The organism is Brevibacterium sp. 2SA, from assembly GCF_005502845.1.
Lineage (GTDB): Bacteria > Actinomycetota > Actinomycetes > Actinomycetales > Brevibacteriaceae > Brevibacterium.
In genome coordinates this window covers 61,815-82,619 of the sequence record NZ_SCMW01000008.1, presented here as the reverse complement: position 1 = coordinate 82,619, position 20,805 = coordinate 61,815, and the positions used below count along the sequence as shown (strand labels likewise).

At 69.6% G+C, this 20,805-nt stretch carries 20 protein-coding genes; 2 read left to right on the top strand and 18 right to left on the bottom strand.

Going from position 1 to position 20,805, the window contains the following annotated elements; translation table 11 throughout:
• Positions 1-628: 628 nt before the first annotated feature.
• From FFS20_RS05390 to FFS20_RS05335, 13 genes are all read right to left on the bottom strand, one after another.
• On the bottom strand, positions 629-964 hold the full coding sequence (locus tag FFS20_RS05390) for an Lsr2 family protein (protein ID WP_137824891.1): 336 nt from the start codon (positions 962-964) through the stop codon (positions 629-631).
• A complete protein-coding gene (locus FFS20_RS17885) occupies positions 930-1,175 on the bottom strand; it encodes a hypothetical protein (protein ID WP_171006995.1) in 246 nt (81 codons plus the stop codon). The genes FFS20_RS05390 and FFS20_RS17885 overlap by 35 nt, the downstream gene beginning before the upstream one ends.
• A 4-nt stretch (positions 1,176-1,179) precedes the next feature.
• A complete protein-coding gene (gene lysS / locus FFS20_RS05385; RefSeq protein ID WP_137824890.1) occupies positions 1,180-2,739 on the bottom strand; it encodes a lysine--tRNA ligase in 1,560 nt (519 codons plus the stop codon).
• 114 nt (positions 2,740-2,853) lie between these two features.
• Entirely contained in the window at positions 2,854-3,750 is an 897-nt protein-coding gene (locus tag FFS20_RS05380; RefSeq protein ID WP_137824889.1) for a DUF2520 domain-containing protein, read from the bottom strand.
• Positions 3,747-5,600 carry a PH domain-containing protein gene (locus FFS20_RS05375; protein ID WP_137824888.1) on the bottom strand — a complete coding sequence of 618 codons (1,854 nt, stop codon included), beginning with the start codon at positions 5,598-5,600 and terminating at the stop codon, positions 3,747-3,749. The genes FFS20_RS05380 and FFS20_RS05375 overlap by 4 nt, the downstream gene beginning before the upstream one ends.
• 2 nt (positions 5,601-5,602) lie before the next feature.
• Positions 5,603-6,073 (bottom strand): PH domain-containing protein, encoded by a 471-nt coding sequence (locus tag FFS20_RS05370; RefSeq protein ID WP_137824887.1) that lies wholly within the window; start codon positions 6,071-6,073, stop codon positions 5,603-5,605.
• Complete coding sequence (locus FFS20_RS05365; protein ID WP_137824886.1) at positions 6,070-6,531, bottom strand: DUF3180 domain-containing protein; 462 nt, start codon at positions 6,529-6,531, stop codon at positions 6,070-6,072. The genes FFS20_RS05370 and FFS20_RS05365 overlap by 4 nt, the downstream gene beginning before the upstream one ends.
• Positions 6,532-6,544: 13 nt before the next feature.
• Entirely contained in the window at positions 6,545-7,453 is a 909-nt protein-coding gene (folK, locus tag FFS20_RS05360) for a 2-amino-4-hydroxy-6-hydroxymethyldihydropteridine diphosphokinase (RefSeq protein ID WP_137824885.1), read from the bottom strand.
• A complete protein-coding gene (folP, locus tag FFS20_RS05355) occupies positions 7,450-8,352 on the bottom strand; it encodes a dihydropteroate synthase (protein ID WP_137824884.1) in 903 nt (300 codons plus the stop codon). Before folP ends, folK begins: the two co-directional genes overlap by 4 nt.
• Positions 8,353-8,355: 3 nt before the next feature.
• Positions 8,356-8,970: a GTP cyclohydrolase I FolE gene (gene folE, locus FFS20_RS05350; RefSeq protein ID WP_137824883.1), complete on the bottom strand. Its 615-nt coding sequence runs from the start codon at positions 8,968-8,970 to the stop codon at positions 8,356-8,358.
• The gene (gene ftsH, locus FFS20_RS05345; RefSeq protein ID WP_137824882.1) at positions 8,970-11,147 is read right to left on the bottom strand and encodes an ATP-dependent zinc metalloprotease FtsH; all 2,178 of its coding nucleotides are present in this window, start codon (positions 11,145-11,147) and stop codon (positions 8,970-8,972) included. The genes folE and ftsH overlap by 1 nt, the downstream gene beginning before the upstream one ends.
• A gap of 171 nt (positions 11,148-11,318) precedes the next feature.
• Positions 11,319-11,870, bottom strand: coding sequence for a hypoxanthine phosphoribosyltransferase (gene hpt, locus FFS20_RS05340; RefSeq protein ID WP_009380922.1), 552 nt, complete (start codon positions 11,868-11,870; stop codon positions 11,319-11,321).
• 77 nt (positions 11,871-11,947) lie between these two features.
• Entirely contained in the window at positions 11,948-13,189 is a 1,242-nt protein-coding gene (locus tag FFS20_RS05335) for an MFS transporter (RefSeq protein ID WP_137824881.1), read from the bottom strand.
• Positions 13,190-13,414: 225 nt separating this feature from the next.
• Between FFS20_RS05335 and FFS20_RS05330 the strand changes: the two genes are divergently transcribed.
• Complete coding sequence (locus FFS20_RS05330) at positions 13,415-14,677, top strand: amidohydrolase family protein (protein WP_137824880.1); 1,263 nt, start codon at positions 13,415-13,417, stop codon at positions 14,675-14,677.
• Positions 14,678-14,809: 132 nt separating this feature from the next.
• Here the strand turns inward: FFS20_RS05330 and tilS are convergent, their stop codons facing one another.
• From tilS to dacB, 3 genes are all read right to left on the bottom strand, one after another.
• Entirely contained in the window at positions 14,810-15,733 is a 924-nt protein-coding gene (gene tilS / locus FFS20_RS05325; protein WP_249356680.1) for a tRNA lysidine(34) synthetase TilS, read from the bottom strand.
• A gap of 195 nt (positions 15,734-15,928) precedes the next feature.
• Positions 15,929-16,945, bottom strand: a complete 1,017-nt coding sequence (locus FFS20_RS05320; protein WP_137824878.1) for a zinc-dependent metalloprotease — start codon at positions 16,943-16,945, stop codon at positions 15,929-15,931.
• Positions 16,942-18,522 carry a D-alanyl-D-alanine carboxypeptidase/D-alanyl-D-alanine-endopeptidase gene (dacB, locus tag FFS20_RS05315; protein ID WP_249356679.1) on the bottom strand — a complete coding sequence of 527 codons (1,581 nt, stop codon included), beginning with the start codon at positions 18,520-18,522 and terminating at the stop codon, positions 16,942-16,944. The genes FFS20_RS05320 and dacB overlap by 4 nt, the downstream gene beginning before the upstream one ends.
• A gap of 147 nt (positions 18,523-18,669) precedes the next feature.
• Here dacB and FFS20_RS05310 point away from each other — a divergent pair, with 147 nt between their 5' ends.
• Entirely contained in the window at positions 18,670-19,158 is a 489-nt protein-coding gene (locus FFS20_RS05310) for an inorganic diphosphatase (RefSeq protein ID WP_137824877.1), read from the top strand.
• 18 nt (positions 19,159-19,176) lie between these two features.
• Here the strand turns inward: FFS20_RS05310 and FFS20_RS05305 are convergent, their stop codons facing one another.
• Positions 19,177-20,109, bottom strand: a complete 933-nt coding sequence (locus tag FFS20_RS05305; protein ID WP_171006999.1) for an alpha/beta hydrolase — start codon at positions 20,107-20,109, stop codon at positions 19,177-19,179.
• Positions 20,099-20,803 carry a DUF998 domain-containing protein gene (locus FFS20_RS05300; RefSeq protein ID WP_137824875.1) on the bottom strand — a complete coding sequence of 235 codons (705 nt, stop codon included), beginning with the start codon at positions 20,801-20,803 and terminating at the stop codon, positions 20,099-20,101. The genes FFS20_RS05305 and FFS20_RS05300 overlap by 11 nt, the downstream gene beginning before the upstream one ends.
• Positions 20,804-20,805 lie beyond the last annotated feature (2 nt).

The following is a 20,805-nucleotide window of genomic DNA, read 5'->3' as shown; positions in this document are numbered from 1 at the left end:
TCAGCCGAAACCGTTCGGCTCAGGGCGAAATCCCTTGATCTCCCGCCGAGGCGGTCGGTCGGAACCCGGTCAGCTGCCGTCGGTCGGGCGCACCGTTGGGACGCTGCCGCGACCGGCGCACACAGCACCCCGCTCGCGCCGAACCCTTCCGTGCTTACACTGTATATTCGGAGTCCCCGGGTTTCCGGATGGGTGCGGACCTGGTCTCTTCCAAAGTCCTTTTGACCGCCTCGCCGATTGTCATCCCGGTGACGGCACCCTCAAACACCGCACTCAACGCAGACGGCGTTGCCGATATTCCGCCACCGGCATTGCCGCGTGGAATGCCGGTGGCGAAGAAACAAACGGACACGCGTCGCGTTCAGACAATTCTCAAGGAAGTCGCTTTGCGCGGCTAATCCCTAACCGCGTCCCTCGGGGCACGAGGCTGCCGCAGATTCGCAGTCACCTGCACGGATGGCCGGCCGCGGGCGCAGACCCCACGGTCCGGCTCGTCACGGGCAGCGGAAAGGTGCAGGAGACGAAATGCCGCCAGTGACGAAACGACCGAGGGACCGATGCTCGTGTCATCGGTCCCTCGGCGAAATCGGTGCCCCGATCGGGCGCCTCTGTTCAGTTGTGCCTGTGCTCAGTTCCCTGCGGCTTCGTAGGCCTGGACGATCTCCTGGGGGATCCGTCCGCGATCACCGAGCTGGTAGCCGTTCTCCTGCGCCCATTCGCGGATCTTCGCGGTGTCGCGCTTGGGGCCCGAACCGGTCGATCCTCCGCGGCGCCCGCGTGAACCCGGGTTGGCCACACGGCGGGCTTTGGCGATATAGGGAGCAAAGGTCTCACGCAGCTCTTCGGCATTCTTCGTGGACAGTTCCAGTTCATAAGTCCCCTGGTCGAGGCTGAACCGAACGGTTTCGGCTGCTTCCGAACCGTCGAAATCATCCGTGAGAACGAGTCGCATCTCCCGTGCCATGTTCACTCTTTTCATTTTCAGACGACTTTACGGGTGTAAGCATAACACCCGAATCTCCATTATCGTCCAATTCGCTAACTTCATGCTCGGAATAGAATTTCTCGATCTGCTCGCGTTCTGTCCGATCTGCGCGAACAATGCCGCGCATCACGTACCAGAAGAGCAATGCGATGCAGATCGACGGAAGCAGCGCCTTGATGAGATCCAGCACGGTCTCAGCCTTCCTCTGTGGAGTCCGAATTCGCCGCGGCGATCGGTTTGGTGAAGGGGAAGAGAATGGTTTCGCGAATCCCCAGACCGGTGAGCGCCATGAGCAGGCGGTCGAGGCCCATGCCCATTCCTCCGGTCGGGGGCATGCCGTGTTCCATCGCGGTGAGGAACTCCTCGTCGAGGCCCATGGCCTCATCGTCACCGCGGGCGGCGTCGGCGGCCTGGGCTTCGAAGCGCTGCCGCTGGATGACGGGGTCGACGAGCTCGGAGTACCCGGTCGCCAGTTCGAAGCCGCGGACGTAGAGGTCCCACTTCTCGACGACGCCGGGCTTGTCGCGGTGTTCGCGCACGAGCGGTGAGGTGTCGACGGGGAAGTCGGTGACGAAGGTCGGCGCCCAGAGCTTGTCCTTGTAGAAGTGCTCCCACAGCTCCTCGACGTACTTGCCGTGCGAGCGGAAGACTCCGCCCAGGTCGACGTCGTGGTCCTCAGCGATCTTCTCGAGCTCGTCGATGCCGGTCAGCGGCGTGACCTCGACACCGGATTCGGCCGAGAGCGTCTCGTACATGCTCACGACCGCCCAGTCACCGCCGAAGTCGTAGTCGGTGCCGTCGTCGAGGGTGACGAGCAGCGAACCCGTGGCGTCCTGGGCCGCGTTCTGGACGAGCGTCTTCGTCAGCTCCGCGATCGAATGGTAGTCCCCGTAGGACTGGTAGGCCTCGAGCATCGCGAACTCCGGTGAGTGCGTCGAGTCGGCGCCTTCGTTGCGGAAGTTCCGGTTGATCTCGAAGACGTTGTCGATGCCGCCGACGATGGCGCGCTTGAGGAAGAGCTCGGGGGCGATGCGCAGGTACATGTCGATGTCGTAGGCGTTCATGTGCGTCTTGAACGGGCGGGCCGCCGCTCCCCCGTGCATGACCTGGAGCATCGGCGTCTCGATCTCGATGAAGTCCTGGTCGGCGAACGTCCGGCGCAGCGAGGCCATCACCGCGGCGCGGGTGCGCATCGTCGTCCGTGCGGCCTCCCGCGTGATGAGGTCGAGGTAGCGCTGGCGCACGCGGGTGTCCTCGGCGAGTTCCGTGTGCAGGCCCGGCAGCGGGCGGAGGGCCTTCGACGCCATCTGCCATTCATCGGCGAGCACGGAGAGCTCTCCGCGCTTGGACTTGATGACCTTGCCGTGGAGGAAGAGGAAGTCGCCGAGGTCGACGTCGGCTTTGAAGTCGGCCAGGCGCTCCTCGCCGACCTCGCGCAGGGAGAGCATCCCCTGCAGGCGGGTGCCGTCACCGGCCTGCAGAGTGACGAAGGCGAGCTTGCCGGTGGTGCGGACGAAGACGACGCGGCCGACGACGCCGACGACGTCGTCGGTCTCATCACCGGCGTCGAGGTTGGGGTGGGCAGCGTGCACCTGCGCGAGAGTGTGCGTGCGGGGCACGGAGACGGGGTAGGCCTCGGTGTCCGAGTCCAGCATCCGCTGCCGCTTGTCCTTGCGGATCCTGATCTGTTCGGGATCGAGGTGTTCCGGTGCGGACTCAGCGGTGTCAGGGGTGATCGACTCAGTTTCTGCCATGCTCTCAAGGCTACCGCGCCAGCACCCCGCGGGGGAATTCGCGCAACCGTCCTGAGGCCCCCGCCACACCGCTGCCCGACGGCCGTCCCGGCAGCTCGGCCCGCCCCTGTCGGGTCAGCCGAGGAGGGCGAGGATCTCCTGTGCCTGCGCCTCGGTGATCCGCCCCATGGCGAGCGCCTTCGCCGTCGTCGACCGGGCGAGTGCGATGTAGCTGTCGCGGGTGCCCGGATGGGACACGCTGAGGCTGTATTCGCTCAGGGCCGCCAGGTGCGCGGCGAGCGTCCCGACGTCGCCGCGGGCGACCGGCCCGGTCAGCGCCTTCGCCCCGTTCTGCAGGGTGTTGGCGACACTCGCGTCGACGAGTGCGGTGAGCACCCGCGAGGGGTCCTCGACACCGGCTTCGGTGAGCATCTCGAGGGCTTCGGCGATGATCGTGATCGAGTGGTTCGACGCGTGCGTGATGGCGGCGTGGTAGAGCGGCCGGTCCGCCTCGGCGATCTCGATCGGTTCGGCGCCCATCTCGACGACGAGGGCCTCACCGACCGGCCGGATCGGTCCGGGTGCGGTGACGGCGACGGTGGCCTGCCGCAGGCGTGGGAGGTCGACGGCGGTGCCGGTGAACGACAGGGACGGGTGCAGGGCGATCGGCAGCGCCCCGACGCCGGTCGCCGGTTCGAGGATGTCCGTGCCGTAGCGTCCGGAGACGTGGACGACGATCTGCCCGGCGTGGATCCGGCCGAGGGCAGCCAGGCCGGAGACGAGCGAGCCGATCTCGTCATCGGGCACGGCGAGCAGGAGCAGTTCGGCGCGTTCGGCGATCTGGTCGGGAGGGAGGACGGGCACGCCGGGCAGCATGTCCTCGGCGCGTTCGAGGCTGGCCGCCGAGGTGGCGCTGACCCCGATGATCGCGTGTCCGGCCGCCCGCCAGGCGGCTCCGATGACGGCGCCGACTCGGCCGGCGCCGATGATGCCGATCCCCAAGCGCGGGGCGTCAGGGGGCGGTGCGGTCATGCGTCGATCCCCTGTCCGGTGCGGCGCTGTTCGTCGAAGCGCTCACGCGCCAGCCGGGTGCGTTCAGCGTGCTCGTCGAAGAAGCGGCGGGCCGCCTCGGCGTCCTGGTGGGCGACCTGCGGGGTGATCGGCCCCGCGGTCGAGTGCACCGCCACCGAGGCGAGACCGAGTGCGCGCAGGAGCGGACCCTGCCGGTACTCCATCGACTGGACGCGTTCGTGCGGGACGAAGTCGACGCGCCGCTCGAGGCGGCCGAGGCGGATGATGAGGAGGGCCTCGGTGAGGGCGTACGCCCGTCGCTTCCATACGAGCGGGTCGATGAACCGGGAGGAGCGCGGCTGAGGGCGGAAGGCCTCTTCGGCGCGCGCGGCCTGCGGGTCGGGCGAGTCGGTGTCGTACATCGCCGAGAGGGTGAGGCTGCGGGCGCTGACCCCGTCGTCGACCTGCGGGGCGGGCAGGGCGAGGCCGATCATCGTCAGCGCCTGGTCGATGTCGCCGACGGGCAGCAGCAGGTTCGATTCGCCCTTGTCGCCGGCGCTGGCGATGTTGTATTCGGCCTTCCACCACCCGCCGATGCGCCACAGCAGCGGCTGGTGCAGGCACACGGCCTGCACGCGGTCGAGGGGGATGACCTTCCGCGAGGTCGAGACGAGACCGTGGCTGACGGCGAGTCCCGAGTCGGTGAGGCGGACGACGAAGTTCGCGTTGTCGAGGTCCTTCTTCACCGAGGCGAACGCCGCGATGCCGGCCGGCAGGACGCCGAAGATCATCGGCACCGCCGCCTCCCGGAACCCGAGAGCGAAGAGCACGATGGTGGCGATGACCACGGCGACGACGACGAGAACTCCGATGAGGAAGTCCGTTTTGAGCAGCGAGGAGAGGATGACCCGGTGGACGGGGACTCTGATGATCTCGCCCTCTTCGGACAGCCGCGGCGAGACGCCGTAGGGGGCGAGCATGTCGTTGAGGCTGTCCTCGGCCTCCTCCAGGGCCTCCCCCGCATACCTGCTCAGGCGCTTGCTCAACCGCACACCGATGCTGTCACCGGCGCGTTCGGGGGCGCTGAGATCGACCGTCGGCTCGCCCGGACCCTGGCCCGCGCCGAGGCTGTCGACCGTGCCGTCCTCACCTGTCCAGGCCGCTGGACCGTCCAGGGCCTCTGCACCGCCGGCAGCGCCGGCAGCGGCACCGCCGGCGGCACCCGCCGTTCGGCCGCCCTGCTTGACCTCGCGGACCGCGGCGAGGAGCTCATCGCGCAGGGCGTCGGCCTTCTTCCGGCTCAGGTACTTCAGCGACACGTTCGCGCCCTTGCCCCCGGCGACGTCGAAGACGAGCTCGGCGAGTCCGAGGAGGCGGGGAACGAGCTTCTGCTGGAGGTCGATCGACTGGACCCGGTCGAGGCGGGCCTTGCGCAGCTTCTTCGCGAGCAGGCCGGAGCGGGCATAGATCGCCTCGGCGTCAACGCGGTAGCCCATGACCCGCCAGGCGAGCCAGCTGTAGACACCGGCGACGGCGAGGACGAGGAGGACCCCGCCGAGGCCGGCGAGGATGACGAGCGGATGCGCGCCGAGCCAGCCGGCCAGCGACAGGTCGACGCCGTCACCGGCGGCGAGGTCGCTGAGCGCCTGCTGGATGAAGTTCTGCCCGACGTATCCGGCGACGACGAAGAGGACGACGATGACGCCGAGGCTCTCGAGGACCGGGGTGAGCGGATGGACCCGATGCCAGACCTCCGGGGCGGCTGCCTCGGCGAGGGCGGGCTGCGACCCCGGCTGGGACGGACCTGCCGGCGGGGACGACCCCGGCTGGGACTGCCCGGTCTCCTCGGTGATGCCGTGGTCGGAGCTCATCGTCACAGCCCTGCCAGGTTCGCCTGTCCGCGACCGGCGAGGCTGTCGCGGAGACGGTCCGCGTCGGGGCGCGGCAGGCCGGGGATCGTCGCATCGGTGGCCGCCGAGGCGGTGTGGAGTTTGACGGTGGCCAGTCCGAACATCCGGTCGATGGGGCCGGAGTCGACGTCGACGAACTGGAGGCGCCCGTAGGGCACGACGGTGGTGCGGCGGAACATGATGCCGCGGCGGATGAGGAGGTCGTCGTCACGTTCGGCGTACCCGATGACCTTCGCCTGCCGGTAGAGGACGACGAGGTAGACGACGGCCCAGATGAGGATCGCCGCCCAGAGCGGGTGCAGCCACCACTGGGACGGGAAGATCACGGCGAGGACGATCGCCGCGGCGAGCAGCGGGACGAAGAACGTCAGTGACGAGATCGTCTCCTTGCGCCAGTACTTGGGGCTGACTCGGGTGTAGATCGGGTCGGTCATGCGGCTTCGGCTCCTGGTGGGTCTTGGGGTGGAAGGGTGCAGAAGATCTCGACGATGATCCCGACGATCATCAGGGCCGCGGCGGCGAGCGCGGCGAAGAGCATGCCCGCGGCCAGGTCGTTGCGGATGCCCGGCGCCGAGAAGAAGAAGTACGCGGCGTTGCCGAGGTACCAGCCCGCCAGTCCGGCCCCGGTCAGGGCGCTCGCCTTGGCCATGACCGCCACGCGGGCGGCCCGGAGCGGGTCGATCTCGCGGGTCCGGTCGCCCTCGTTCCACCTCTTGATCGGGTAGCCGAGGACGAGGAGGACGACGGCGAGGATGAGCATGCCGATGATCGGCAGCCACGGCTGCCCGGGCAGTGCGAATCCCTGGTTCTCCAGCAGCACGTCGACGAGCACGCCGAGCACGACGCCGACGGTTGCCCAGATGACGAGCATGCCTGAGGAAGTTCGCTGCATGCTCCTCAGTCTTTCAGATGTCGGGCGTCTGCGGGGAGGAGACGCGGGTGATTTCCTGATCGTCGAGCGCAGCGATGACCTCGGCGATCGGCCTCGATCCGGTCGGGGTGTCGACCATCGCGCCGGGGTCCGTCTCCGCCCACGGGACGAGGACGAAGGCCCGTTCGTGGGCGCGCGGGTGCGGCAGGGAAAGCGTCGGGGTCGCGGTGCGAAGCGCCCCGGCCTCGGTGGTGACGCTGATGAGGTCGATGTCGAGGGTCCGCGGTCCCCACCGCAGCTCCCGGGTCCGGCCGGCGGCGACCTCGATGCCCTGGGCCACCCCGAGGAGCTGGTCGACCGGCAGGGTGGTCTCGATGAGGACGCCGAGGTTGAGGAAGTCGTTCTGCTCGACCCCGCCCCACGGTGCGGTCCGGTAGAGCGAGGACCGCTTCGTCACCGTGATCGCCGGGTGGCGGTCGAGAGCGGCGACGGCGTCGTCGAGGGTGGCCGCGGCATCGCCGAGGTTGGCCCCGAGGCTGAGGACGGCGACCGCGGCCGGTGCCTCGGCGGAGCCGGCGTCCCCGCGGTGCCGGTCGACGGTGACGGTGACATCGGCGAAGGTCCGCTCGATCGGGGCGCTCGGTTTGTGGACGACGACCTCGACATGGTCGGTCAGGGTCAGGCAGTGGTCGGCGATCGCCTCGGCGAGGGTCTCGATGAGGTCGAAGGTGGTGCCTTCGACGATGCCGGCGACCGCCTCGGCGAGGTCGCCGTAGTGGATGGTGTCGGCGATGTCATCGGTGCCTGCGGCTGCGGCCGTCGACGTGTGGAGGACGACGTCGACGACGAAGTCCTGGCCCTCGCGCTTCTCGAAGTCGAAGACGCCGTGGTTGCCGCGCACCGTCAGGCCGCGCAGCTCGATCCGGTCCGGCTGTCCGCTCATGCCCGGCCGGGCTTCCACAGGGAGGTGCCCGGGGCCGCGTGGTCGGCGATGGCCGCCGCCACCTTACAGGCCAGCGCCGAGGCGGCCGGGTCGTGGACGCGCACCGCCCAGGCTCCCGCCTGCGCGGCGAACGCCGAGATCACGGCTGTGGCCTGGTCCTTCGCCGCTTCCTCGGCCCGCGCCGGATCCTCGGGTGAGACGAGGGAGGAGATGAAGCGCTTGCGGCTCGCGGCGACGAGGAGGCGCTGGTCGAACGCGGAGAATGCCTCGAGCCCGGCGAGGATCTGCCAGTTGTGGTCGGCGTTCTTCGAGAAGCCCAGGCCCGGATCGACGATGATCGCGTCCGGGTCGATGCCGACGGCCACGGCCGCGTCGATGCGCTCGCGCAGCTCGGCGACCACCTCGGCGAGGACGTCGTCGTAGTGGAACGTCGCATCCGCACGGTCGAGATGGCCGCGCCAGTGCATGAGGACGATCGGGACGCCGGAGTCCGCGGCGACGGTGAGCATGCCGGGATCCGACAGGCCCGCCGAGACGTCGTTGATGATGTGCGCCCCGGCCTCGATGGCCGCCGACGCCACCGCGGCCCGCATCGTATCGACGCTGATGAGCACGCCGGCGTCGGCGAGTTCACGGACGACGGGCACGACCCGGCGCAGCTCCTCGTCCTCGTCGACGCGGACGGCTCCGGGGCGGGTCGATTCCCCGCCGACGTCGATGATGTCCGCGCCCGCGGTCGTCAGCGCGAGCCCGTGGGCGATCGCCTTGGCGTGGTCGAAGTAGCGGCCGCCGTCGGAGAACGAATCGGGTGTGACGTTGAGGACGCCCATGATCTGCGTGCGCGCCGGATCCCCGAGGGCAGGCGGCCGCCCCGCGGCAGGGGTCGGGTCGACGGTCATCGCTCAGCCTCGCAGGATGAGGCTCATCGCCTCCGCCCGGGATGCCGGTTCGCGCAGCTGACCGCGCACCGCTGAGGTGATCGTCGAGGCGCCGGGCTTGCGGACCCCGCGCATCGTCATGCACAGGTGCTCGGCCTCGACGACGACGATCGCGCCCTGCGGTTCGAGGTGGGTCATCAGGGCATCGGCGATCTGCGCGGTCAGCCGCTCCTGGACCTGCGGGCGGCGGGCGTAGACCTCGACGAGGCGGGCGAGCTTCGACAGCCCGGTGACCTTGCCGTTCTTCGCCGGGATGTAGCCGACGTGGGCGACGCCGTGGAACGGCACGAGGTGGTGTTCGCACATCGAGTAGAGGTCGATGTCGCGGACGAGGACCATCTCCTCGTGGCTGATGTCGAACGTCACGGAGAGGATCTCGGCCGGGTCGTGGTGGAGGCCGGCGAAGAACTCCTCGTACGCGCGGGCCACCCTCGCCGGGGTCTCGATGAGACCGTCGCGGTCGGGGTCCTCCCCGACGGCGAAGAGGATCTCCCGGACTGCCGCGGCGATGCGCTCATGGTCGACCGTGGGCTTGCCCGCGGTCGTCTCGCCGAGGTCGTCGAACACGTAATCGGTCATCAGCGCTGGCCTCCCGGTTCGTCCCCGGGCAGACCGGAGCTCGGTCCTGCCGGACCGGTGGGTCCGGCGGGCCCGACCGGACCGTTGGGGTCACGGGGTCCCGGCGGATTGTGCGGCACGTCGGGGCCGTGGGTGCCGGTCGGTCCGGCACCGGGCAGGTCCGTCGTGTCGGGACCCGGGCCGCCGGAGTGGCCGGTGCCGTCCTCGTCCCCGTGCTGCTCGTCGTCGTTGCCGCGACCGCCCTGCGGGGCGGGAGGCACGATCGGTCCGCGGTCGGAGACCGGGCGCTCGTCGTTGGCCAGCCACACCTCGCGGCGGGGCCGTTTGAGGACGGGGGCGAAGATCTCCTCGAGGGCGGCCTGGTCGAGCGTTTCGCGCTCGAGCAGCTGGTAGGCCAGGGCGTCGAGGATGTCGCGGTTGTGGGTGAGCACCCAGTACGCATCGGCGTGCGCGGTGTCGATGAGCGCGCGCACCTCCTTGTCGATGGCCGACAGCGTCGAATCGCCGTACTCATCGCCGGCGCCGTAGCCGCGCCCGGCGAAGGGCTCGGACTGGTCGTCGCCGATCTTGACCATGCCGAGCTTCTCGCTCATGCCGTACTGCGTGACCATCTTCCGGGCGATGTTCGTCGCCTTCTCGATGTCGTTGCTCGCCCCGGTCGTCGGATCGTGGAACACGACCTCCTCGGCGACGCGTCCGCCCATCGCGTAGGCGAGCTGGTCGAGGAGTTCGTTGCGGGTCGTCGAGTACTTGTCCTCGCTCGGCAGCACCATTGTGTAGCCCAGGGCGCGGCCGCGGGGCAGGATCGTCACCTTCGTCACCGGGTCGGTGTTGTTCATCGCCGCGGCGACGAGAGCGTGGCCGCCCTCGTGGTAGGCGGTGACGAGGCGCTCCTTGTCGTTCATCAGGCGCGTGCGCTTCTGCGGTCCGGCGATGACGCGGTCGATCGCCTCGTCGAGGATGCGGTTGTCGATGACCTTCGCGTTCTCACGCGCGGTGAGCAGGGCCGCCTCGTTGAGGACGTTGGCGAGGTCGGCGCCGGAGAACCCGGGAGTGCGCTTGGCGATCTGGCCGAGGTCGACGTCGGGGGCCAGCGGCTTGTCCTTCGCGTGGACCTCGAGGATGCGCTTGCGGCCCTTCATGTCCGGGGCCTCGACCGGGATCTGCCGGTCGAAGCGGCCGGGGCGCAGCAGCGCCGGGTCGAGGACGTCGGGCCGGTTGGTCGCGGCGATGAGGATGACGTTGGTCTTGACGTCGAAGCCGTCCATCTCGACGAGGAGCTGGTTGAGCGTCTGCTCGCGCTCGTCGTGACCGCCGCCCATGCCGGCCCCGCGCTGGCGGCCGACGGCGTCGATCTCGTCGATGAAGATGATGCAGGGGGCGTTCGCCTTCGCCTGTTCGAAGAGGTCGCGCACGCGGGAGGCGCCGACGCCGACGTACATCTCGACGAAGTCGGAGCCGGAGATCGAGTAGAACGGCACGCCCGCCTCACCGGCGACGGCCTTCGCGAGCAGGGTCTTGCCGGTGCCCGGCTGACCGTAGAGGAGGACGCCCTTGGGGATCTTCGCCCCGACGGCCTTGAACTTCTCGGGTTCGGCGAGGAATTCCTTGATCTCCTCGAGCTCTTCGAGCGCCTCATCGACCCCGGCGACGTCCTTGAACGTGACGTCCGGATTCTCCTTGTTGACGAGCTTGGCCTTCGACTTGCCGAAGTTCATCATCTTCCCGCCGCTCATCTGCGAGATGAGGAACCAGAAGACGACGAAGATGATGACGAACGGAATGAGGGTGCCCAGCAGCGACATCAGCCAGCTCTGCTGCGGCACCTCGTCGGTGTAGCCCTGAGGGGGGTTCGCCTCGGTGACGGCCTCGACGATCTGGTCGCCGCGCTGTTCGACGTAGTAGAACTGGACCTTCTTGCCGTATTCCTGGCCGTCGACGGTGAGGTCCTCTTTGAGGGTGAGGTCGACGCGCTGGTCGCGGTCGACGATCTTGGCCTGTTCGACCTTGTCGTCGGCCAGCAGTTGGAGTCCCTGCTCGGTGTCGATCTGGCTGAAGCCCACACGGCTGAAGAGGAGCGCTCCGATGGACACCACGAGGAGCGCCATGACGATCCAGATCAAGGGACCTCTCGTCGCCTTGTTGAGCAGTGGACGTCGCTTTTTGGACTCGGCCATAGATCCTCTCAGGATTTCAGTCTGGGCAGCCCGTGCAGGCTGCCGCGGCTGCCTGGGAGCATCCCCCACAGCCTAGTACGTACCAGTGGCATAGCGGGAATCAGAGAGGTTTTGTTCCTCGGCGGAAGCAAATTCCAGGCAACGCGCGGTGGGCGCTCAGCTCAACGCCGCTCAGCTGTAGACGTGCTGAGCCAGAGTCGCGACGAACGGGACGTTGCGGTACTTCTCCGCGTAGTCGAGTCCGTAGCCGATGACGAACTCGTTGGGGACGTCGAAGCCGACGTATTTGACGTCGATGTCGACCTTGACGGCTTCGGGTTTGCGCAGCATCGTGCAGATCTCGACGTCGGCGGCCCCGCGGGAGCGCAGGTTCTGCACGAGCCAGGACAGGGTGAGCCCGGAGTCGATGATGTCCTCGACGATGAGCACGTGGCGGCCGGTGAGGTCGGTGTCGAGGTCCTTGAGGATCCGCACGACACCGGAGGACTTCGTGCCCGAGCCGTAGGAGGAGACGGCCATCCAGTCCATCGTCACCGGCGAGTGCAGGGCCCGGGCGAGGTCGGCCATGACCATGACCGCGCCTTTGAGGACGCCGACGAGGAGGATGTCCTTGTCCTTGTAGTCTTCATCGATGGCGGCGGCCAGTTCAACGAGTCGGGCGGCTATCTGTTCTTCCGAGACGAGCACTTCTTCGATGTCATTGCCGAGATCGTTGATGTCCACTGGTGTCGATTCTCCTCGTGTGGGGTGGCTGTGACTCCATTATGGGCGACGGGGCCGCCGCGGAGCCACCCGCGCGGTCACTGGGTCAGCTCGTCGTCGACGGTGCCCGGTGCCGCGGAGAGACAGCCGGTGACGCCCATGAGCACGGAGACGGCGATCATGAGGATGAGCGGCAGGGTCCAGGCGCCGCTGAGGCCGAGCAGGCCGCCGACGGCGAGCGGGCCGAGGGCGGCGAGCACATAGCCCGAGGACTGGACGAATGCCGAGGTGCGGGCGGTGACCGAGACGTCGCGGGTGCGGCTGGTGATGAGGGCCAGGGCGGCGGGGAATGCGAATCCGCCGTAGGACAGCAGGACCGCCCAGAGCACCGGCGCCGAGGCGGGGGCGAGGAGGAGGCCCGTGTAGCCGGCGACGGCGCTGAGGGCGAAGGAGACGAGGAAGGCGCGGGGGGCGATGCCGCGCATGATGATCTGCGGGGCGAGGAAGCCGCCGGGCAGGCCGCCGAGGGTGACGATCGTGAGCATGACGCCTGCGGCGACGGGGTCGAGTCCGGCATCCCGGTAGATCTGCGGCAGCCACCCGAACTGGACGTAGGCGTTGACGGACTGGAGGCCGAAGAACATCGCCATGTACCGCGCCTTCGCGGTCATGTGGATGTGCCGCCGCGGTGCCGGTGTCGCGCTGTGCTCGGTTCCGGGGCGGCGGAAGACGGGCACGGAGCCGAGGACGCGCAGCACGATCCATGTGATCAGTGCGGTGAGCGGCACGAGCACCCAGGCGCCGAGGCCGACCCGCCAGTCATCGAAGTGCTCGGTCAGGGGTGCGGTGAGGAGGGCGGGGAACATCGCCCCGAGGCCGAGTGAGACGGTGAACGCGGTCGCACCGAGGTGGGCCCGATGCGGGAAGCGGGTCTTGACGAAGACGGGGAGGATGACGTTGCCGAGCGACATCCCGGCCAGGGCGGCGATCGTCAGGGCGGCGAACGCCACCCACGAGTCGACGAGGACGCGGGCGCCGATGCCGCCGGCGATGAGCACGCAGGCGACCGTCAGCGAGGCGAAGAGGCCGACGCGCCGCAGCAGCGGGACGGCGAGGAAGCCGCAGACGGCGAAGATGAGACCGGGCAGGGCGGTGAGCAGCCCGGTCTGCCATTCGGCGAGACCGAAGGCGGTCTGGACCTCGGCGAGGACGGGGCCGAGTGAGGAGGCCGCGGGACGCAGCGAGGAGGCGATGAGGACGAGGCAGATGACGGCGAGCACGTCGAGGCCGGGGCCCATCCGAGGGCCCGTGGCATTCGCGGTCCCGGGAGTCGTGCTCATGCGGTCATCCTCTCAGACGGTGCTCCGTCATTCGTCGGGCTCTCACCCCTCGGGCGCTCACCCCTCAGGCTCGGGGCGGCGGGGTGAGCGGCTGGGTGGGCAGCCGCCCGGACAATGGTATACCGTTTGAGTCGAGGGCTCCGACCGGGCCCGCAGCTCATCGTCTCCCACCCGCAGAGAGCGCTCTTCGACCATCGGAGAGCAGAGAGAAAGCCGAGGCAGCCCATGGCCACCACGTTCACCGATGTCCGCCTCTTTCCGCGCTGTCCGGACGAGGCGGCCGTCGACGTCGTCGTCGCCGACGGTCGGATCGCGGCGATCCCCCCGGCCGGCGAGGCGGGTGCCGGAACCGGCGAGACGGGCGCGGCAGGCTCCGCCGAGGTCGTCGAGGGGCGCGGACGGGTGCTGCTGCCGGGTCTCGGCGATGTCCATGCGCACCTCGATTCGAACCGCCTCGGGCAGACCTTCCGTCCGCACACCGCCGACGGCACGCTGCACGGCTTCATCATGAACGACCGCGCGAACTGGCGCAGCGGCGAACGGTCGGTGCGCGACCAGGCGAGCTTCGCGATCGCCGCGATCATCGCTTCGGGCGGGTCGCGGATCCGCTCGCACACGCAGATCGACTCCGACACCGGGCTCGAGCGCTTCACCGGGGTCCGCGATGCCCTCGCCGCTCACGCCGACGTCCTCGATTCGCAGATCGTCGCGTTCCCGCAGGCGGGCATCGTGCGGGAGAAGGGCGTCCGCGACCTTCTCGACGCGGCCCTGTCCGAGGGCGCTGATCTCGTCGGCGGCCTCGACCCCGTCCAGTACGATCGCGATCCGAAGACGCATCTCGACATCGTCTTCGCTCTCGCCGAGAAGCACGGCAAGGGCGTCGACATCCACCTCCACGAGGGCGGCACGGCCGGTGTCTTCTCGTTCGAGGAGATCGCGCACCGGACGCAGACGCTCGGCTTGCAGGGGCAGGTGACGATCTCGCATGCCTTCGCCCTCAACACGAACCCCGAACCCGTCGTCCGTCGCCTCGCCGAAATCCTCGCCGAGGCGGGCATCTCCGTGACGACCGTGGCCCCGCAGAAGGGCAGCCTGCCGCAGGACATCCTCGGTGAGCAGCGGGTGGCGATCGGCCTCGGCGAGGACGGGCAGCGCGACTACTGGAGTCCCTACGGTGACGGTGACCTGCTGCGACGGACGTGGCAGCTGGCGTTCACCAACGGCTTCCGCCGCGATGAGGACATCGAGCACTGCCTCGACATCGCCTCCCGCGGAGGTGCCCAGGTGATGGCCGGGACGCGCCCCGACGGCACTGCGCTCACCGACGATGCCGTCCACGGCCTCGGTGTCGGGGCGCCTGCCGACTTCCTGCTCCTCGACGCGGACACAGTCACCTCGGCGATCATGGACTGCCCGCTCGAACGCGACGTCTACAAGGGTGGGACACTCGTCGCCTCCGGCGGTGAGCTCCTCGGCGGCGTCCGCTGACGGCGCCCCTCTCCAGTGGCGTCCGCTGACGCTACCCCTCCCCTACCGCCACCTTGAGCGTCACGCACAACCCGTGCACGCGGCGGATTCGCGACTCAGCGGAGTGCATGGTGGCGGGTGGACGTCCGAGCTCTATGACTCCGGGTGCTTGGCGGCGAAGCCGAAGCGCACGGTGCCGTGGCTGACGACGACCTCGGTGTCGCCCGGGAAGGACAGACGGCGAACCCGACCCGTTCCCTCATCCTCCCTGATGAGCGCCATGAGATCGCGGATGCGGGTCGAACCGAAGGACTGTGCGGGCACTCCGAGTGAGAGCAGCCACCCGCGCAGCACGCGGGAGAGGATCGCCTCGGGATGGTCGCCGAGGCGGTCGAGCGGAACCTCGGACGCGCCCCGGATCTCGGCGAGGACGTCCGCGGCGGCCGCGTCGAGGACGTCCGCGTCGGCGCGGCAGAGCTCAGCCGTCCGGGCGAGATTGTCGGTGACCGGCTGACCGAGCTCGGCCTCGAGCACGGCGAGCAGACCGCGCACCCGCACCCTGGCGAATGCGGCATCGGCATTCATCGGATCGTGCCAGACGGCGATACCCTGCGCCCGGCATGCGGCTTCGGTCGCGGCCCGGTCGATGTCGAGCAGGGGGCGCAGCACAGGCCCGGACCGCACCGCCATGCCGGCCAGCGACCGGGTGCCCGAACCGCGGAGCAGCCCGAGCAGCACCGTCTCGGCCTGGTCGCTGCGGGTGTGGGCGGTGAGGATCCAGTCCGCCTCATGCGCTGCCAGGGCGGTCTCGAGCGCGGCATAGCGGGCGTCTCGTGCCGCGGCTTCGATGCCGTCGGCGCCGTGCGTGACGGTGACGGGCGCGATCGTCGCGGGCACACCCCAGGACTCAGCGGTGGCCGCCACGGTCGCGGCCACCTCGGCGGATTCCGCCTGCAGACCGTGGTCGACGGTGACGGCGAGCGCCTCGACCTCGCCGCGGCGGTGGAGGAACGCGCACGCGTGGAGCAGCGCCATCGAATCGGCGCCGCCGGAGACCGCGACGATGAGACGCGGCACAGCTGACGATTGCGGTTCCCCGGAAGCGAGCGTGGACTCACGTGACTCCCCGCCCGCTTGAGATCGCCCCCGATCCCCCGCGTCTGCCAGCGTCACGCGGACGGCGGCGCGGATCGCGGCACTCGCCGGATCGAGCGTCGGTCGGCGCCCCGCCTCAGCCACGGCGCCGCGCTCCCGTCCGTCGCATGCCGTCGCTCACCCGTGGACGCGGTCGAGCCACAGCCGCGGCGTCTGGATCTCCGGGGCCGTGGGCAGGTTCTCCGCGCTCGCGTAGACCGCGCCGAACCCGGACTGGCCGACCGCGGCCCGGACCTCGCGGACGAACTTCGCCCCGTCGCGGTACTGCGCGAGCTTGAGGTTCATCCCCAGCAGATTCGAGAGGAACCCGCCCTGTCCGGCGTCCCGGCGCGCCTCGAACCGGCGGCGCAGCTTGCGCACGCTGGGGATGACGCCGATGCCGACCTCGTCCATGACGACGTCCGCATGACCTTCGAGCAGGCTGAGGATTGCCGAGGCATCGGTGAGCGCCGTCTTCATCCCCTCGTTCGTGATGAGGTCGACCATGCTCGCCTGACCGCGGATGATGCGTCCGAAGGTGGCGAACACCTCGGCGACGGTCGACCATCCCGGAGTCGAGAGCGGGGTCGAGACGAACTGCGAGAGCAGCCCGCGCATGTGCTCGCGCAGCCACGGCGCGGTGGCGAACTGGACCTGGTGGGTGGCTTCGTGGAGGGCGACCCACATCCGGAAGTCCCGGGGGTCGACCTTCATCGCCTCCTCCGCGATGAGCACCGACGGGGCGATGAACATCAGTCGCCCGGATTCCCGGGCGAAGGGGTCGAACTGGCCGAGCACGCGCGTCGAGAGCAGGGAGAGGACACCGGCCACCTCGACGGCGGCTGCCCGCTGCGAGGCGGGACCGGGGACGCCCGGCAGGGCGGAGACGTCGACCATCCCGTTGAGTGATTCGGCGTTCGCCTTGATCCAGCCGACCTGGTCGAGGACGAGCACGGACCCTGCCGCCAGCCGGGTGCGGACGTCGTCGGCGTGGTCAGGGGCCAGCAGGAACGAATCGACGACGAGGTCCTGCGCGGTGAGCGCATTGTCCTTCATCCCGGCGACGAGCTCCTCAAGCGTGCTCGCCGCCGGCGGTTTCGGAGCGGAGACGACCTCGCGGGCCGTGCGGACGGTGAAGTTCTCGTCGATGATCATGAGCACCCGCAATCGGCCAGCGCGGACACGGCGTCGTCGACGGTCTTGCGGGCCTCGAGGATCTTCGCCCGGTCGACGCCGTCGATCTGGAACGAGAACACGAGGTAGCGGCCGTCGGCGTCGAGGACTCCCCCGGCCAGCGAAGTCACCGTCGACAGGGTCCCCGTCTTCGCGTGCACGGCGCCCGCGGCGTTGGGGTCGTCGCCGAACCGGTCGGTGAGCGTGCCGGTCAGCCCGCCGACGGGAAAGTAGCTGATGAGGCTTGAGAGCGAGTCCTCGGCGACGACCGAGGCCTGGAGGACCGTCGTGAGGTCGTGCGGGCTGATCCGGTTGCCGTAGTCGAGTCCCGAGGTGTCGTAGAGCTGCGTCTGCCCGAGGTCGACGGTGTCCTCGAGGGCGGCGATGACGGCCTTCGGTCCGTTCTCGAGGCTGCCGGGCATGCCCTGGGCGATCGCGACCTCGTTGCCGAGCACCTCGGCGACGACATTGTCACTGTGGACGAGGGCGTACTCGACGATCTCGGAGATCGTCGCCGATTCCACCGTCGCAAGCGTCGCGGGCCCTTCCGAGCCCGCCGAGGTGTCCGTCGGGTCCGGTGTCGTCCCCGCAGTGTCCGCGGCGCCGGGGGCTGCCTGCTGATCGGTGACGGTGATCCCCGCGGTTTCGAGGGCGGTGCGGAACGCCGCGAGCGCATCGGCCGACGGGTTCTCGCTGCGACCGCGCCAGGCCGCGGACGGGTCCCCGACGTACCCGCTGTCGACCATGAGGGGCTGGATCGGGGTGATGACGCCCTTGGCGATGTCCGCCCGCTCCCAGCTCGGGTTGAAGTCGTTGCCCGGGTAGCGGCTCGTGTCCACGGCGAGCGCCACCTCGGTGACCTGCCGCTCCTTGAGCGCCGCCGCGGTCTCCTCCGCCAGGGTCTTCAGCCCCGCGTGGCCGTTGACGGCACCGGGCTGGGATTCGCCGGCACCGAGGAGGACGTCCCCACCGCCGACGAGCGTGACCGTCGACGTCGCCGGATCGAAGGCAGCCGTCGTCGACAGCCGCTGTTCACCGCCGATCGCGAGCAGCGCGGCGGAAGCGGTGAGCACCTTCGTCACCGAGGCCGGCGTCCGCGCCCGGTTCTCGTCGGTGGCGAAGAGCACCTGGTCAGTCAGGGCGTCGCGGACCTCGACGCCGAATCCCTTGACTTGCGAGTCGCCGAGGATGCGCTCGAGTTCGCTGCCGGCGCTCTGTGGGATCGGGGCGGAATCGGTGAGCGCCGAGGCGGGGGCGGGCACGTCCTGTCCGGCGGCGACCGGCTGCGGCAGCGGGTCGACCTCGATCGCCGGTTCCGTGGTGAGGAAGCCGGGGACGACGTCGGCGGCATCGGCGACTCCGTATCCGAGGGCACCGGCGAGGAGGACGCCTGCGGTGATGCCGGCGGCGAGCCGCTTGCCCGAGCGCTTCCGCTCACCGCGCGGACCCGAGCCGCTTGCCCCCGTCGACCCTGTCCCCGCCGAATCAGCACCTGCCGATCCGGACCCGGCTCGCGGTTCCTCCTCGGGCTGAGAGTCCTGCGGCGTCGTGGGGGTCAAACGCGGGCTCCTGTTCGTGTCGTCGGGCACGTCCTCCCTCGCGGCTGTCGCCGGTTGCGGGGCCGGCTGAGGAGGGTCGAGGCGTGTCGGCGGTGGGGACGCATAGGCACTATCCTAGTGATGCCACCCTAACGCGTAAGGAGCACTATGGAACTCTTGGCCACGATCGAGATCCCCCGCGGTTCGCGCAACAAGTACGAAGTCGACCATGAGACCGGCCGGGTCAAGCTCGACCGCTACCTCTTCACCTCGATGCAGTACCCCGCGGACTACGGCTTCATCGAGGACACCCTCGGCAACGACGGGGATCCCCTCGATGTGCTCGTGCTGCTCACCGAGCCCCTGTTCCCCGGTGTGCAGGCCGACGTCCGCCCGATCGGCATGTTCCAGATGGAGGACGAAGCCGGTGGCGACGACAAGGTTCTCGCCGTGCCCGCGGGCGATCCGCGCTGGGACTCCTACCAGGACATCGCGGACGTCAACCAGTTCACCCTCGACGAGATCGAGCACTTCTTCACCCGCTACAAGGACCTCGAGCCCGGCAAGTTCGTCAAGGGATCGAACTGGGTCGGCCGCGCCGAGGCCGAAGCCGAGGTCAACGCCTCGATCGAGCGCTTCAAGACCAGCGACCACTGAGCAGGCGCTGACCGCGGCTCAGGCCTCCGCGGCTCGAGCCGCCCGGCTCACCTCATCGACCGCCTCGACGATCACGTCGGGGCGGTCGATCATCATCAGATGCCGGGAGTCGAGGACCTCTCGCCTCCGCAGGTCGGCGAACGCCCGGCCGAGGATCCGCTCACGGCGCAGGTTCGACAGGGGTGGGGCCTCGAGCGCCGAGGTGGGGGCGCCGACCGGCTCCGTCGACTGACGCAGGGCGTGGAGATCCGCCCCCTGACTGCGGTAGCTCAGCCATTCCGCGAGTGAGGCCTTGAGCGTCTCCGGATCGGCGTAGGGATCCTTGAACGCCGCCTGATCGAGCGCACGGCCCGACCCCGACTGCCGCGCGAACCCGCGGTGGGACAGCAGCGAGGCGAGCTGCCCGATCTCCGTGCGCGTCGTCAGCGCCCCGAGGATGGGCAGCAGGGTCGCCCGCGACAGGGCGCCGGCGCTGCCCCGGTGCCGGTAGTCCTCGATCGACGGATCGACGAGGACGATGCCGGCCACGCGCTGCGGATGCAGCCGGGCGAACGCCTCGGCGCGGAACGACGCCATCGAATGGGCGACGATGACGACACGCTCGTGTCCTGAGATCGCCCGCTCCATCGACGCGATCTCCGTGGCGAGGTCGGGCAGGATGCCCGGCCAGGCGGTGCCGGCGAACCCTGGGCGGTCGCTGGCGATGACATCGCGGTCGGGCATCGCCTCGATGACCGGGGCCCAGCTCGCCGCCGCGATCGCACAGCCGTTGAGCAGCAGGACCGGCAATGCGTCGGCACCGTCCTCGAGCGCTGCACCGTCGTCATGGGCCCGGCGCGCCTCGGCACTGTCACCGGACTCCCCCGCCGAGGCGGTGCCCGGGCGCCGATAGACCGTGTACCCGTCGATGACGGTCGTCGCGAGATCTGCGAACCGGCTCTCAGCTGACACGGCTGTCCTCACTGTCGACCGCCTCGGCAGGGTTCCGGGTTCCGGTGCCGCGGTCGATGACGGCCGCCCAGCCGAGGTGCGCTGCCCACGCGGCGATGATGAGCACGGCGACGGCCTGGACGTAGCCCTGCCCGGTCCGCCACAGCATCTCGATGACGACCGAGGACACATTCGTCACCAGCAGGGCCGCGAGCATGATGACGACCCCGCGGGCATACGCCGTGCGCACCCTGCCCTGCCGGCGCAGGGCGAGGAAGGCGAGGAGCATGCTCGCCAGGGCCCCGAGCGCGACGAGCGAGGAGGCGATCGCGTGGAGGAGGAAGTCGGGCCGCAGCGGATTCGCGGTGTACTCGGCGTAGCAGGCATCGTCGAAGCTCTGCGCGCACGGCAGCGCGGCGATGGCATCGCCGATCGTGCCGAGTCCCGTGATCGCCACGGCGACCGCCACCCAGACCGAGAGCCGCCCGAAGCGCGTCCGCCACCCCCGCACCCCGAGGCCCGCGATGAGGACCATGAGGGCTCCGGCGATCGCGTCACCGGTGCGGAAGACCCACGAATACGGCTGATCGGCTGCGGCGAGCTCCGAGACGTAGCCGGCCAGCGGGTACGGCTGCGGGCTCAGCGCCAGCAGGACCCACGAGTCGTAGGACAGCAGCACGGCTGCGGCGAGGAGGACGGCGGCGGTGCGGCGCATGC

Excerpts from the sequence above, each read along its gene's own strand:
- FFS20_RS05390 (WP_137824891.1), bottom strand. The coding sequence starts at position 964 with ATGGCACGGGAGATGCGACTCGTTCTCACGGATGATTTCGACGGTTCG.
- lysS (WP_137824890.1), bottom strand. The coding sequence starts at position 2,739 with ATGGCAGAAACTGAGTCGATCACCCCTGACACCGCTGAGTCCGCACCG.
- FFS20_RS05380 (WP_137824889.1), bottom strand. The coding sequence starts at position 3,750 with ATGACCGCACCGCCCCCTGACGCCCCGCGCTTGGGGATCGGCATCATC.
- FFS20_RS05375 (WP_137824888.1), bottom strand. The coding sequence starts at position 5,600 with ATGAGCTCCGACCACGGCATCACCGAGGAGACCGGGCAGTCCCAGCCG.
- FFS20_RS05370 (WP_137824887.1), bottom strand. The coding sequence starts at position 6,073 with ATGACCGACCCGATCTACACCCGAGTCAGCCCCAAGTACTGGCGCAAG.
- FFS20_RS05365 (WP_137824886.1), bottom strand. The coding sequence starts at position 6,531 with ATGCAGCGAACTTCCTCAGGCATGCTCGTCATCTGGGCAACCGTCGGC.
- folK (WP_137824885.1), bottom strand. The coding sequence starts at position 7,453 with ATGAGCGGACAGCCGGACCGGATCGAGCTGCGCGGCCTGACGGTGCGC.
- folP (WP_137824884.1), bottom strand. The coding sequence starts at position 8,352 with ATGACCGTCGACCCGACCCCTGCCGCGGGGCGGCCGCCTGCCCTCGGG.
- folE (WP_137824883.1), bottom strand. The coding sequence starts at position 8,970 with ATGACCGATTACGTGTTCGACGACCTCGGCGAGACGACCGCGGGCAAG.
- ftsH (WP_137824882.1), bottom strand. The coding sequence starts at position 11,147 with ATGGCCGAGTCCAAAAAGCGACGTCCACTGCTCAACAAGGCGACGAGA.
- FFS20_RS05335 (WP_137824881.1), bottom strand. The coding sequence starts at position 13,189 with ATGAGCACGACTCCCGGGACCGCGAATGCCACGGGCCCTCGGATGGGC.
- FFS20_RS05330 (WP_137824880.1), top strand. The coding sequence starts at position 13,415 with ATGGCCACCACGTTCACCGATGTCCGCCTCTTTCCGCGCTGTCCGGAC.
- FFS20_RS05320 (WP_137824878.1), bottom strand. The coding sequence starts at position 16,945 with ATGATCATCGACGAGAACTTCACCGTCCGCACGGCCCGCGAGGTCGTC.
- FFS20_RS05310 (WP_137824877.1), top strand. The coding sequence starts at position 18,670 with ATGGAACTCTTGGCCACGATCGAGATCCCCCGCGGTTCGCGCAACAAG.
- FFS20_RS05300 (WP_137824875.1), bottom strand. The coding sequence starts at position 20,803 with ATGCGCCGCACCGCCGCCGTCCTCCTCGCCGCAGCCGTGCTGCTGTCC.